This window comes from Pseudoalteromonas sp. NZS100, assembly GCF_015864815.1.
In the GTDB taxonomy this organism is placed as follows: Bacteria; Pseudomonadota; Gammaproteobacteria; order Enterobacterales; family Alteromonadaceae; genus Pseudoalteromonas; species Pseudoalteromonas distincta.
The window spans coordinates 18,992-32,782 of record NZ_JADYWM010000017.1 but is presented as its reverse complement, the minus strand read 5'-3'; the positions used below and the strand labels follow the sequence as shown (position 1 = coordinate 32,782).

Below are 13,791 nucleotides of genomic sequence, written 5' to 3'. Positions count from 1 at the left end.
TTATATATAAAGCTATACGATTAATATGCCAATTATTATCCTATTGATATTTAAGTTATTTTATTTTTTTTGTTATTGAAATTTATGTCCGCGGACAGTTTATGTGTCCGCATCGGACACCGCTTTAAATAAAAATTCACTATTAACGTACAAAAAATGACATGAACTTTCATAACTATACTAATGAGCAGCAATAATCGGGGATGTTAAGCCATTAAAGTAATGAAATAGCATAAAACTATCTAAATGTTAACTGAATAGCGCTTCACGCGTTGAATACTTATTCACTTTTGCTCGACTTTACGTTTACGTAAGCTGCGACTTTGAGCGCTTGTGTTTTTTACAATATGTTAAACTTGACACCAGTGTCATGAAAAAATAGTGGTTAAAATAACGCTAAATGTTAAAAATAATGATAAAAAGAAATCTTGCTATGAAGTGAGAAATATTCAAGAATGTGAATATGTATTCAAAGTGCTATTGACTCTATTTAAGATAGAGGCTAGTTTTGTCCGTCTGTTAGCAAATCGTCGAGCAGTTCATCCACGCTAACAGTGCAGCAAGGGGAGGGGTCTATGTTATACGACTCAAAGTTAGAAAAAGAAAATTGTGGCTTTGGCTTAATAGCCCAAGTTAATGGTCAAGCTAGTCATAGGCTTATTCGTACTGCTATTACGGGGCTTGATCGCATGCAGCACCGTGGCGGTATATCTGCCGATGGTAAAACAGGTGATGGCTGTGGTTTATTATTACAAAAACCAGATAGCTTTTTCCGTGCAATTGCCAGTGAACATAATTGGCACTTAGGCAAAAACTATGCAGTGGGTATGATATTTTTAAATTCAGACCCTGTTTTAGCACAAGCTGCAAAACAAATACTTAGCGAAGAATTAGAAAAAGAAACGCTAAATATTTTAGGTTGGCGTGTTGTACCGACCGACCCATCTATGTTGGGTCCTATTGCTGTACAGCAATTACCAGGTTTTGAACAAATTTTTGTTAGCGCGCCAGAAGGTTGGCGTTCTAAAGACTTAGAGCGTCGCTTATATGTAGCACGCCGCCGCGCTGAAAAGCGCATTGTTGATGATGAAGCTTTCTATATCGCAAGTTTATCTGGTTTGGTAACTATCTATAAAGGCTTAATGATGCCTGCGGATTTACCTAATTTTTACCTAGATTTAGCTGATATTCGTATGACGAGTGCGATTTGTGTTTTCCATCAGCGCTTTTCTACTAATACTCAGCCGCGTTGGCCTTTAGCTCAACCTTTCCGCTATTTAGCACACAATGGTGAAATTAATACTATTGAAGGTAACCGCCAGTGGGCACGCGCACGTTCTTATAAATTTGCGTCACCGCTTATTCCTGATTTACAAAGCGCAGCGCCGTTTGTAAACGAAACCGGTTCTGATTCATCAAGCCTAGATAATATGCTTGAGCTATTTTTAGCTGGCGGCATGGATTTATTCCGCGCTATGCGTATGCTCGTGCCGCCTGCATGGCAGAAAAACCGTGCAATGGACGACGATTTACGTGCATTTTACGACTTTAACTCTATGCATATGGAACCATGGGATGGCCCGGCAGGTATTGTTATGTCGGATGGTCGTTTTGCGGCGTGTAACCTTGACCGTAATGGACTTCGCCCAGCACGTTATGTAATTACACAAGATGGTTTTATTACGCTTGCATCAGAAGTGGGTATTTGGGATTACACTGCCGATGAAGTGGTTGAAAAAGGCCGTGTTGGTCCAGGTGAATTATTAGTTATTGATACTAAACTTGGCAAAATCTGGCACTCGGATGAAATCGATCAAGATTTAAAATCTCGCCATCCTTACAAGTCATGGCTTGAAGAAAACGTTAAACGTTTAGTTCCATTTGAAGAACTTACTGAGCAAGACGCTGGTAATCGCTCATTTGATGACGAAACGCTAGCTAAATATCAAAAAATGTTTGGTTATACCAACGAAGAGCTTGATAGCGTTATTCGTGTAATGGGTGAAAACGGCCAAGAAGCGACAGGCTCAATGGGTGATGACACGCCATTTGCTGTGCTTAGTGAAGGGCATCGTTCACTTTATGATTACTTCCGCCAAAAATTTGCGCAAGTAACAAATCCACCTATCGATCCACTACGTGAAAACCATGTAATGTCGCTTGCAACCTGTATTGGTAGTGAGCAAAACGTATTTAACGAAACAACGGGCCACGCTAAGCGCCTACAGTTTGATACACCAATTTTAATGTACGCAGATATGCAGCAGCTATTAAATGCTGATGAAGCGCACTACAGCTACTGTAAAATTGATATTACCTACACAGTTGAAGAGGGTTTAGAAAACGCGGTTACGCGTATTTGTGACCAAGCACAAGAAAAAGCAGCTGCGGGCTGTATCATGCTTATTTTAACTGACCGTAACTTTGATGAAATAAATTTACCAATTCCAGCTGCTATGGCTGTAGGTGCGGTACAAAAGCGCTTAGTTGATAACAACTTGCGCTGTGAATCAAATATTATCATTGAAACTGGCAGCGTGCGAGATGCGCACCAATTTGCTGTGCTATTAGGTTTTGGTGCTACGGCAATTTATCCATACCTTGCGTATGAATCGTTAGTTGCGATGAGCGACAGCAAAATTATTGATAAGTCGTATTGCGAAGTGACCCTTGCTTATCGTAAAGCCATTAATAAAGGCTTGTACAAAATTATGTCTAAAATGGGCATAAGTACGGTTGCGTCTTATCGTTGTTCAATGTTGTTTGAAGCGGTGGGATTATCTGATGCGATTATTGAAATGTGCTTTAAAGGCGTTGCAAGTCGCATACAAGGTGCATGCTTTACCGACTTTGATGACGATCAGCAAAGTTTGCACAAACTTGCTTTAAGTAAGCGTAAATTATTAAGCCACGGTGGTTTATTTAAGTACGTTCACGGTGGTGAGTATCATGCTTATAATCCAGATGTTATTCAAACCCTGCAAAAAGCGGTTCGCTCAGGTGATTATAAGGACTACAGTGCGTACGCTGATTTAGTTAATAATCGTCCAATAGCGACTTTGCGCGATATGTTAGCGCTTAAATTACCTGAGCAAGGTATAAGCATTGATGAAGTAGAGTCTGCAGAAAACCTATACAAGCGTTTTGACTCAGCAGCAATGAGTATTGGTGCGTTATCACCAGAAGCGCATGAAGCGCTAGCAATTGCAATGAACCGCTTAGGTGGTTGTTCAAACTCTGGTGAAGGCGGTGAAGATAAACTGCGTTATGGTACAGAGAAAAACTCGCGTATTAAACAAGTCGCTTCAGGTCGATTTGGTGTAACGCCTCATTACTTACGCAGTGCTGACGTTATTCAAATTAAAGTAGCGCAAGGTGCAAAACCAGGCGAAGGTGGACAATTACCAGGTGAAAAAGTAACGCCGTATATTGCTAAGCTTCGTTATTCGGTACCAGGTGTTACGTTAATTTCGCCACCACCGCATCACGATATTTACTCAATTGAAGATTTAGCACAGCTAATTTTCGATTTAAAACAAGTAAACCCTAAAGCACTTATTTCTGTAAAACTGGTTTCAGAGCCAGGTGTGGGAACCATTGCAACAGGTGTTGCTAAAGCATATGCCGATTTAATTACTATTTCTGGCTACGATGGCGGTACAGGCGCAAGCCCACTTACTTCTGTTAAATATGCGGGTAGCCCATGGGAGCTTGGACTTGCTGAAACACAGCAAGCACTAGTTGAAAATGGCCTTCGTCATCGTATTCGTCTGCAAACAGATGGTGGCTTAAAAACAGGTTTAGATATTATTAAAGCGGCAATTTTAGGTGCTGAAAGCTTTGGCTTTGGTACTGGTCCAATGGTTGCCCTTGGGTGTAAATACTTACGTATTTGTCACTTAAATAACTGTGCGACCGGTGTTGCAACACAAGACGAAACACTTCGTCAAAAGCATTATCACGGTTTACCAGAAATGGCGATGAACTACTTTAAGTTTATAGCGCAAGAAGCTCGTGAAATTATGGCTAGCCTAGGCGTTGCAAATTTAACTGATTTAATTGGCCGTTTAGATTTATTAGAAGAAATTGAAGGCAAAACTGCAAAGCAGAAGAAAATTGATTTATCGTCTGTTATTGCTCAGCCGAACAACCCAACTGGCGAAACGCTTTATTGTAGTGCGCCTAACAGTTCACATTACCTAGGTAAGTTAAACGAAAGTTTATTAGCTAAAGCGCAAGAGGCAATTGATACGTCAAGCGGTATCTCGCTTGTGAGTCGTATTTGTAATACTGACCGCTCTGTAGGTGCAATGCTTTCGGGTTATATTGCTGATAAACACGGTAATCAAGGTATGGCGGCAGACCCAGTAGCAATTGAATTACACGGTACTGCGGGTCAATCGTTTGGTGTATGGAATGCCGGTGGTCTTGAAATGACATTGGTTGGCGATGCTAACGATTACGTAGGTAAAGGCATGGCAGGCGGTAAGTTAGTTATTCGTCCACCACTTGGCTCATCTTTTGAAAGCCATAAAGCAACCATTGCCGGAAACACATGTTTGTACGGCGCTACAGGCGGAAAACTGTTTGCAGCGGGTTGTGCCGGTGAGCGCTTTGCAGTTCGTAACTCAGGTGTGCAAGCGGTTGTTGAAGGTGTAGGTGACAACGGTTGTGAATACATGACCGGTGGCGTTGTGTGTGTACTTGGTAATGTAGGTGTTAACTTTGGCGCGGGTATGACTGGTGGTTTTGCTTATATTTTAGATGAGCGAAATGATTTTGAAAAACGCATTAATCCAGAGCTTGTAGAAATAGTAACACTAGACGAATTAACGTCGCATCAAGAACATTTACGCGGCTTAATTGCTGAGCATTTAGAGCTTACGGGTTCGTGCAGAGCAGAAAGCATTTTAGCTAACTTTGAACTGTACTTACCGATGTTCAAATTAGTAAAACCAAAATCAAGCGACGTAAAAAGTTTACTCGGGCATCGCGCTCGCAGTAGTGCCGAACTACGTGTTCAGGCGCAATAAGGGGGCAGTATGAGCGAAAATGTATATCAATTTATAGACGTGCAGCGTGTAGACCCACGCAAAAAACCAATCTCGTCACGTAAAAAATCTTTCGTAGAAATTTACGAACCCTTTTCAGAGAATCAGGTTAACTCACAAGCTGATCGTTGTTTAGATTGTGGTAACCCGTATTGTGAGTGGAAGTGCCCAGTACATAACTACATTCCACAATGGTTAAAGTTAATACGCACAGGTCGTATTATAGAGGCAGCAGAGCTTTCTCATCGTACAAACAGTTTACCAGAAGTGTGTGGTCGCGTTTGCCCACAAGATCGCTTGTGTGAAGGCTCGTGTACATTAGATGAAGAGTTTGGTGCTGTAACAATTGGTAATATTGAGAAGTATATTACCGATGAGGCATTTAAAATGGGCTGGAAGCCTGATATGTCTTATGTAACATGGACCGACAAAAAAGTGGCTATTATTGGTGCGGGCCCAGCTGGTTTAGGGTGTGCTGATATTTTAGTACGCAATGGTGTTAAACCAGTAGTGTTTGATCGTCATCCAGAAATTGGCGGACTACTCACGTTTGGTATTCCTTCTTTTAAACTTGAAAAAGAAGTGATGCAAAAGCGCCGTGAAATTTTCACTGAAATGGGCGTGGAGTTTAAGTTAAATGTTGAAGTAGGTGTTGATATTACGCTTGATCAAATTTTAGCAGATTACGACGCCGTATTTTTAGGAGTTGGTACGTATCAAAGTATGCGTGCAGGTCTTGAAAATGAAGATGCACCAGGTGTTCACGATGCACTCCCGTTCTTGATTGGTAACACTAACCGTGTAATGGGCTATGACGAGACTAAGCAGCCGTGTATTGATATGGCTAACCAAAAAGTAGTTGTACTTGGTGGTGGTGATACAGCGATGGACTGTGTGCGTACGTCTATTCGTCAAAATGCTGCAAAAGTAACGTGTGCTTATCGTCGTGATAAAGAAAATATGCCTGGTTCTAAACGTGAAGTTAAAAACGCCAAAGAAGAAGGCGTTATATTTACCTATAACGTTCAGCCTAAAGGCATTGTATTGAACGATAAAGGTAAAGTAACTGGCGTTAGAATGGTTAAAACTAAATTAGGCGAACCTGACGCAAATGGCAGAAGTCGTGCTGAAGAAGTACCTGGTTCAGAGCATGTGATAGAAGCTGACCAAGTTATTATGGCATTTGGTTTCCAGCCTCATAAAATGGATTGGTTAGAAAAATACGATGTAGAAATAAACCACTGGGGCGGCATTAATGCTCCAGAACAAGGTGAATTTACACATCAAACAACGAACCCTAAAATATTTGCTGGTGGCGATATTGTGCGTGGTTCAGATTTAGTGGTAACCGCTATTTTTGAAGGACGTAATGCTGCAGAAGGTATTATGGATTACTTAAAAGTTTAATTGTTCGTATTAATAAAGTGATGTAAGAAGCAAGCCAACTGGCTTGCTTTTTTATTTGTTTTATTCGAATGTAATGTCAACGTAGTTAGTAACAAACGGTATTATATTAATATCACCTGTAGCATAGCTTTCTTTAGCGACACCTTCCGTTCTTACTTTCATATAGTAACTACCAGAAGGAACTACCTTGTCATAGTGGGTTGTTCTTGTTTCGAGCCAAATACGGTTGCTTTGGGCATCTATTAACCAGCCTTGCGGGCTAATCTCATACATATAAGCCTTACATTTTACTTCACCTACACGAGGATGCAGGCACTTATTTATAGCAACTCGAGTTTGTTTTTTTGGATTTTCAGCAGTACTAGCTAACGTTATTTGGCCATAATCTCTAGCTTCTTTTGTTGCTTTATACGCTAAAACTTTTGTTTGCGTCGTTGTATAAGCACTTTGATTTGAAGAGTTAATTGATTGGTTGCTAGAGCTAGATACACTATTTACAGCACCGTTAATACCATCTTTAACTGCGCGAGTTATATCATTACTTTTACAGCCACTCAGTACTATTAGTGCAGGAACAAGAAGAGCAAGTTTATTCATTTTTAATCCTTAACGTTATTGTTTTATCCTAGGCTTTATTTTTTTAAATAAAGCGTATTACATCATGGGGTCATACATTACAATAACCGTATTCATCCCTGATAAAGGTAAATAATGACTAAAATATACGCTTTTATCAAGCCTAAATAACTAATCTTAAGAGTTGATTTAAATATAAAGTTGGTTCATTATCGCACGCTGTTTACGGTTTGCTTACTTTTTACATACAAGTAGGCTTTTATACATTAATAAAATAAATAGAAATTATGTACGAATATTCAAACAAATCGGAAAGGAAACTCATTGTTCGATTCTTCTCTTCAATAGGGTTTATAGCAACGTTTTCGATGGCTAGCTTAGCATTTATTAATAGCAGTTATTTATTAGCGTGTACTCTGGTTGTTTCTTCGTTTGTTTATTTATTGGCATTTAGCATAAGTAGGGGAGTAGAGAAGTCAGGCACTATAATTTTATACAACCTTTATGCACTAATGTTTTACCTAGTTCTCACTGGTGGGGCACAAGGAACAGGGCCTATATGGATATTCATAGTGTCTCCTGTTACTTATTCAATACGCGGACTTAAACGAGGTACATTTGATATAATTTTGTTTTTATTAGCGATTGTTTTAGGCTTTTACTGTGCTGATATATTCAACATATATGACTATAGTCCGGAACAGTTTCCTATAAGAATAATAATTTCCTTTATGATTGTCGCGTCGCTGAGTGGCTACTACGAGTGTTTAAGAGAAAAATACAGCAATAAAATAATTGCTTTGAGTCAAAAAAATGAATTTTTAGCAACTATAGATCCACTCACCAACCTGCCAAACCGTCGCTATACCATGAATAAGCTTGTGGCTTTTAAAAGTGAGCTGAAAGATAATAATACTACTTTTGTAATTTTATTAGCTGATGTAGATAATTTTAAAAAAATTAATGATCAATTCGGCCATGATTTTGGCGATGAAGCACTTATTCAGTTAGCTAAAACCTTTGATAAAAGTATTCCAAAAAATGCGATTGCATCACGTTGGGGCGGAGAGGAGTTTTTAATTGTTATTCCAGATGCAACAGTTGAGCAGGGGGAGCAAGTTGCAGAAAAAATCCACAACGCCCTTAAAGCTTCAGTTGTGAGCTTATTTTCAGATAGTACCAATATTACGCTAAGTATTGGTGTTATCTCTGCAAGTGCCGAACGCTCAATTGATCTTGATATCAAGCGTGCTGATGAACTACTTTATAAAGCAAAAGCGCAAGGTAAAAACAGAACGTGTTCTTCTTAAAGGTTTATCTACTTTAATCCATTGAAAACGAATCAAGTGATGGCTTTATTTTAGCCTTTCTGCGCTTTACGCTCATGTAACACATTGCATTGCAGGCAATCTGCATTGTAATTAATAGCCAATAACTTATCCCTAAGTCACTTAGGTTATTTACTTTTTCGCTAGTAAAGTAATAGGCTACAGCGATTATCTGAAGAACTAAAAAGCTATTTAAAAACCTCAGTAAACGCTGTTTAAAGTAAATATGCTTATATTTACTAAAAATAATTAAACAGCTGCTTAGCGCTAATAAAAACCAACTTAAAATGATACAAAAATTAACTAAAGTACTGTGCATTATTTAATCCTTCAAAGCTCTATTAACCAATATTAGGCATGGGCCATTATTAGTTCTTTAGCATTCGCTTTAGCTGTTTTACTGATATTATCACCACCAAGTAAGCGAGCTATTTCATTAATACGACCATCTTTATTCAAAGGCAGCATATGAGTGAACGTTTCGCCTTGTGCTATTTCTTTAGCTACAAAAAATTGTTGGTGTGCGCTACTAGCAACTTGCGGTAAATGGGTAACACAAATCACTTGAGTAGACTTACCTAACTGGCGCAATAGTTTGCCTACGGCTGATGCTGTAGGGCCAGAAATACCTACATCAACTTCATCAAAAATAAGCGTTGGGGTTGTTACTTTTTGGGCAATAATTACTTGTATAGCAAGGCTAATTCGCGAAAGTTCACCACCTGAGGCTACTTTAGCTAACGGCTGAAGTGGCTGCCCCGGATTAGTTGATACTAAAAACGACACATTATCGTACCCTAAGCTATTAGGTGCGCGGCTACTCTCTTGAGTTAAAGCTATTTCAAATACACCGTTTTCCATCGATAAATTAGCCATGCTTTCACTTATTAGTGTGTTAAGTGTATTCGCATACTCATAGCGACTTTTACTTAGTTCATCGGCAGCTTGCTTATAACTAAGTAACGCGCTTTCTATTTCTGACTCTAGTTGCTCCAGACGATTACTATTATTACTTATTGACTCAAGCTCCTGAGCAATCGATTGATGAAACTCAACTAGCTGCTGTGGTTTTATGTGATGCTTACGCGCTAAATCCATCGCACCGCTTAGTCTATTTTCTACTTCACCTAAACGAGCAGGATCTAAATCTGCTTGCTCAGTATAATTTCGAACTTCACGGCTTGCTTCTTCAACTTGTACTGCGGCTTCACTAAGAAGGGCTGCTACGCCCGCTAAGCTTTCGTCGTATTGAGCCAGCTCAGCGAATTGTTGGGCACTGTGCTGCAGCATTGAACAAGCATTTTGTTCATCACTTTCATATAAGTATTGTAATTCACGTTGGCACGATTCTAATATTGTTTGGCTATTACTAAGTTTGTAATGCTCGGCCTCAATTAAATCAAATTCACCTTCTTGTAAGGCAAACTCATCGAGCTCTGCAACTTGGTATTCTAACAATTGTTTTTGCGCTGCTTGTTGCTGCTGTTGTTGCTCTAAATGTTTAAATTCTTTTTGTAAGTTAGCAAACTGTTTATAGTTGTTATTTACATCATTTACTAAGTTGTGATGCCCTGCATAGGCATCTAAAAGCTGTAACTGATGCTCAGCTTTTAATAAGTGTTGGTGGGCATGTTGTCCATGAATAGATATTAAATATTGACCAAGTTCTTTTAATTGTGATGCGGTAACGGCACTGCCATTAATATAGCTTTTACTGCGTCCATTTTTGCAAACAACACGACGCAATAGACATTCATTATCGTCATTGTTTAGCATATGTTGCTCTAAAAACGATTGAGCTAGCGGTAAATCTGTTAGGTCAAATTGAGCGCATACTTCTGCTTTATCAGAGCTTGGGCGCACTGCTGATGCTTCAGCTCGTTCACCTAAACATAATGATAGCGCATCAATAGCAATAGATTTACCAGCACCTGTCTCGCCAGTGATTGCGGTCATACCGCTGCGCCATTCTGTGCTTAAATTACTAACAATTGCAAAATTTTTAACTTCTAAACCAATTAACATACTGTTTATCCATCCAGTCAATTAACTGTTAATTTATACAGTGTTTTGTTTTTTTGCAAATTAATTTTTTATTATTTATGCAACGCTTACATCTTGAGTAAATTGTGTGTCAGAAGTTTTTGGGGAGGTATCAATTTGATCATCAACAATATCAGTAGCTTGTATAACGTCTTCGGTTTTAAGTAGCCCGATAAGTGGAGGTAAAGTATTTAGGTAAAAACTCTTATTGTATAAAATTCCTTGCTGAGGTAACTCAGATACAAAGTACTGTATATTATCAATCAATGGTTGGATTACATTCGTTTGATTAGCTTTAATTAACTCATTGGACAACGTATTAATTAGTAGGTCAGCGGTATCTTCAAGTTGTTGCAAATTCTCGTCTGTATGCGATTGCACAACAAAAAAATTATTTACAATAGCTTGAATACGAGGAACGTATTTTGGGCGAATTATTTTAGCATCAAGAAGATCATTAAGCTTTGCTTTAAGGCGTGAATTTACATGCGAAACACGTTCATTAAATAGCTTTTTTCTAGCTTCGATTGCTTTTTTGCGATTACTCTCAATTTTGAGGTAACTGTATAAAAGTGTAATTAATAGCAGTAAAGCAAAGAATACTACATAAGTCATTGCCGTTTGTTCCTGAAATGTTTAATTTTTAGTTGTTACTAATATTTTGCTCTATCGTTTAACTTTTGGCAATAAAATTAGTACAAACGACTACCCCAATTTAGTTTTGTACGTAAAACGTTGTAGTACGAGTAATTTTTTGGATGAATTAAGCGCAATTGTTTATCCGCTTTTTTAATTACTACCTCATCGCCGGGTAATACGGCAAGCACAACATGGCTGTCGCAACTTACTTGTAGGCTATCTGTATTTTCTAGGCTTAGCTTTAAACGAACTTCATTATCGGCATCGACCACTAAAGGTCTACTAGATAAGGTATGAGGAAACATAGGTACTAACGATATTGCATTTAGCTCTGGCGTTAAAATTGGCCCGCCACCTGAAAGTGAATATGCCGTAGAGCCAGTAGGGGTTGATACTATTAAACCGTCAGAGCGCTGAGAAAACACAAAGTCATTATTTATAAAAGCTTCAAACTCAATCATATGCGCTACTTTATCGGCATGAAGTACCGCTTCGTTAACGGCTGAGTTTGCACTCTTTAATTCGTTGTGGCGATATACTTCTACTTCTAATAAAAAGCGTTTTTCTTCAAGGTACTCACCACTGAGGACTTGCTCTAAGCTCGCTTCAAACCCTTCAGGGTTTAAATCAGTTAAAAAGCCAAGGTTACCTCTATTTACACCAATAACAGCAATGTTAAAGCGCGCAAGCACGCGTGCAGCACCAAGCATGTTACCGTCACCGCCTACAACAATAGCTAAATCTGCTTGTTCTCCTAAGTCGACTAACTTAACAAGTTTGTCATGCGGGATATCGTCTAATTGACTCCCTGTGCGTTTTTCTACTATTACCTCAAAACCAAGCGCAAGTAAAAATGTATGTAAGCGCTGAAGGGTAGCAGCGGCTCCCGGGTGATTAGGTTTGCCAATTAGGCCTATGGTATTAAAAGGAGAGTCCATAATGTACGCACAAAAAGATTTAATAATTGTAGAGTAACTCAAAACAGAAGTGTTTGAAAATACAGATTATAGCAATATTATAAACCTTCAATTTTATTCGCAGTGAGTTAACTGCACGACTTGAAAAACAACTAAACGCCCCGATATCTCTTTCATGCAACAAGATGTAGATACCATGAAACTAAACTCACGAGATCAGCAAATTTTTTCAGCTGTTATGAACATGTACTGTAATGGTGAAGGCTTGCCTGTTCCATCAACAAAAATTGCCAAACTCAAAGGCATGGCAGTATGCTCGGCTACGGTTCGTAATGCTATGGCTCGCTTAGAAAAAGTGGGGTTATTGTATTCACCTCATACATCTGCAGGACGAGTGCCCACAAATGAAGGGTTTGATTATTGGTTTGATGAGTTTTTTCCACTCGCTGACATTGCTAATTATTGGCAACCAGAGCAATCACAACTCGTTGAACTAGCACATGGTTTGAGCCAAAAATACCAAATATGTTGTTGTGTTGGTTTACCACAAGCCAGCTCGCAGCAAGTGTTTAGAGTAGAGGTGCTTGATTTTGATTCTACCGACTGGCTTATTCTATTAATAGACAGGGCTGGGCAGAGCCACAACATTTGTATTGATAAACCTCATGATTCGTCAGATTCTGTTCGTTATCAGTTTGCAACATGGTTGAACACCGTATTTAGCCAACAAACTCTTATGGAGGGTTTGTATCGTATGCAAGCGATGGCAAATACAGCGCCTCGAAATTGTCATGATTCGCTTAATCAATGGACGCGACAACTAAGTCAAAAATTAGGCTCAGATAATAGTATTGTAGTTGGCGAAAATTACCTCTATAAACAAATCGATTGTGAGCAAAGTTTAAATATTGGTGTTTCGTTTTTAAATTATGTAGAAGATAAACTCGCTTTTAAAAACGGTGTCTCGGTACTTAATAGCGAAAAATTGCCTTTTACTGAGTGTGATGAATTGATTGTAATAAGCGTGCCGTACTTTCAAAACCAAGAATACCAAAGCCGCTTTTGTATAATTTGCCCTAAATCAGCGCAAATCGAAGAAATAATTCGAGAATTTAAATTAATTGAGGCATCTAACTCTTGAATCTTTTTATTCAATCCCCATAATTACCGCAGTTGTAAAGAATTGGAGCACGTATTTTATGTCTGAGCAGACACAAAACCCTGAGCAAGAAGTAGAATTAAACGAAGAAATTTCTAAAATGCAGGCTGATGTAGAAGCAGCAGTAGAAGCCGCTGATCAACATGCAGAAGAAGAGCAAAGCCCTGAAGCAGAAATAGCTATGCTATATGCAGAGCTTGAAGCTGCTAAACAAACTATTGCTGATCAAAAAGATGGTGTTGTTCGTGCTGCAGCAGACGTAGACAACATTCGTCGTCGTGCAGCACAAGATGTAGAAAAAGCGCATAAGTTTGCACTAGAAAAATTTGCCAACGAATTACTACCTGTAATTGATAATCTTGAGCGTGCTATTGAGTTTTCTGATAAAGAAAATGAGACTTTAAAGCCGTTGCTTGAAGGTATCGATATGACAGTTAAAAGCTTTAACGATGCTGTTGCAAAGTTTGGTGTTGAAATTGTAAACCCACAAGGTGAGCAGTTTAATCCAGATTTTCATCAAGCAATGTCAATTCAACCAAGTAACGATGTAACACCTAATACAGTACTTGCTGTTATGCAAAAAGGTTACACATTGAATGGTCGTTTATTACGCCCTGCAATGGTTATGGTTTCTAAAGCTGCTGATGCTTAATTGAATTATTAGTTTTAAA

General features: G+C 38.8%; 10 protein-coding genes. 5 read left to right on the top strand and 5 right to left on the bottom strand.

All coding sequences use genetic code 11. The features are described from left to right. Window positions 1-575 precede the first annotated feature (575 nt). Window positions 576-5,033 carry a glutamate synthase large subunit gene (gene gltB, locus I6E69_RS15775; RefSeq protein WP_004335377.1) on the top strand — a complete coding sequence of 1,486 codons (4,458 nt, stop codon included), beginning with the start codon at window positions 576-578 and terminating at the stop codon, window positions 5,031-5,033. 9 nt (window positions 5,034-5,042) lie between these two features. Continuing rightward, window positions 5,043-6,458, top strand: a complete 1,416-nt coding sequence (locus I6E69_RS15770) for an FAD-dependent oxidoreductase (RefSeq protein WP_004335378.1) — start codon at window positions 5,043-5,045, stop codon at window positions 6,456-6,458. A gap of 60 nt (window positions 6,459-6,518) precedes the next feature. Here I6E69_RS15770 and I6E69_RS15765 read toward each other — a convergent pair whose 3' ends face one another. Next, a complete protein-coding gene (locus I6E69_RS15765; protein WP_039487450.1) occupies window positions 6,519-7,055 on the bottom strand; it encodes a hypothetical protein in 537 nt (178 codons plus the stop codon). Window positions 7,056-7,321: 266 nt separating this feature from the next. Here I6E69_RS15765 and I6E69_RS15760 point away from each other — a divergent pair, with 266 nt between their 5' ends. After that, on the top strand, window positions 7,322-8,344 hold the full coding sequence (locus I6E69_RS15760) for a diguanylate cyclase (protein ID WP_231619804.1): 1,023 nt from the start codon (window positions 7,322-7,324) through the stop codon (window positions 8,342-8,344). Window positions 8,345-8,357: 13 nt separating this feature from the next. Here I6E69_RS15760 and I6E69_RS15755 read toward each other — a convergent pair whose 3' ends face one another. The 4 genes from I6E69_RS15755 to nadK all read right to left on the bottom strand — a co-directional run bounded on the left by I6E69_RS15755 (window position 8,358) and on the right by nadK (window position 11,982). Beyond that, window positions 8,358-8,681 (bottom strand): hypothetical protein, encoded by a 324-nt coding sequence (locus I6E69_RS15755; protein ID WP_149602431.1) that lies wholly within the window; start codon window positions 8,679-8,681, stop codon window positions 8,358-8,360. 32 nt (window positions 8,682-8,713) lie between these two features. Beyond that, window positions 8,714-10,387, bottom strand: coding sequence for a DNA repair protein RecN (recN, locus tag I6E69_RS15750; protein ID WP_197121626.1), 1,674 nt, complete (start codon window positions 10,385-10,387; stop codon window positions 8,714-8,716). Window positions 10,388-10,462: 75 nt separating this feature from the next. Further along, complete coding sequence (locus I6E69_RS15745; protein WP_149602433.1) at window positions 10,463-11,020, bottom strand: hypothetical protein; 558 nt, start codon at window positions 11,018-11,020, stop codon at window positions 10,463-10,465. Between the two features lie 77 nt (window positions 11,021-11,097). Next, a complete protein-coding gene (gene nadK, locus I6E69_RS15740) occupies window positions 11,098-11,982 on the bottom strand; it encodes an NAD(+) kinase (protein WP_004335384.1) in 885 nt (294 codons plus the stop codon). Between the two features lie 154 nt (window positions 11,983-12,136). Between nadK and I6E69_RS15735 the strand changes: the two genes are divergently transcribed. Continuing rightward, window positions 12,137-13,102 carry an HrcA family transcriptional regulator gene (locus I6E69_RS15735; RefSeq protein ID WP_004335385.1) on the top strand — a complete coding sequence of 322 codons (966 nt, stop codon included), beginning with the start codon at window positions 12,137-12,139 and terminating at the stop codon, window positions 13,100-13,102. Window positions 13,103-13,160: 58 nt separating this feature from the next. Next, window positions 13,161-13,772 carry a nucleotide exchange factor GrpE gene (grpE, locus tag I6E69_RS15730; RefSeq protein ID WP_024597391.1) on the top strand — a complete coding sequence of 204 codons (612 nt, stop codon included), beginning with the start codon at window positions 13,161-13,163 and terminating at the stop codon, window positions 13,770-13,772. Window positions 13,773-13,791 lie beyond the last annotated feature (19 nt).

Coding starts and splice junctions, on each gene's coding strand:
- grpE (WP_024597391.1), top strand. CDS start 13,161: ATGTCTGAGCAGACACAAAACCCTGAGCAAGAAGTAGAATTAAACGAA.
- I6E69_RS15755 (WP_149602431.1), bottom strand. CDS start 8,681: ATGCACAGTACTTTAGTTAATTTTTGTATCATTTTAAGTTGGTTTTTA.
- I6E69_RS15735 (WP_004335385.1), top strand. CDS start 12,137: ATGCAACAAGATGTAGATACCATGAAACTAAACTCACGAGATCAGCAA.
- I6E69_RS15770 (WP_004335378.1), top strand. CDS start 5,043: ATGAGCGAAAATGTATATCAATTTATAGACGTGCAGCGTGTAGACCCA.
- nadK (WP_004335384.1), bottom strand. CDS start 11,982: ATGGACTCTCCTTTTAATACCATAGGCCTAATTGGCAAACCTAATCAC.
- I6E69_RS15765 (WP_039487450.1), bottom strand. CDS start 7,055: ATGAATAAACTTGCTCTTCTTGTTCCTGCACTAATAGTACTGAGTGGC.
- recN (WP_197121626.1), bottom strand. CDS start 10,387: ATGTTAATTGGTTTAGAAGTTAAAAATTTTGCAATTGTTAGTAATTTA.
- I6E69_RS15745 (WP_149602433.1), bottom strand. CDS start 11,020: ATGACTTATGTAGTATTCTTTGCTTTACTGCTATTAATTACACTTTTA.
- gltB (WP_004335377.1), top strand. CDS start 576: ATGTTATACGACTCAAAGTTAGAAAAAGAAAATTGTGGCTTTGGCTTA.
- I6E69_RS15760 (WP_231619804.1), top strand. CDS start 7,322: ATGTACGAATATTCAAACAAATCGGAAAGGAAACTCATTGTTCGATTC.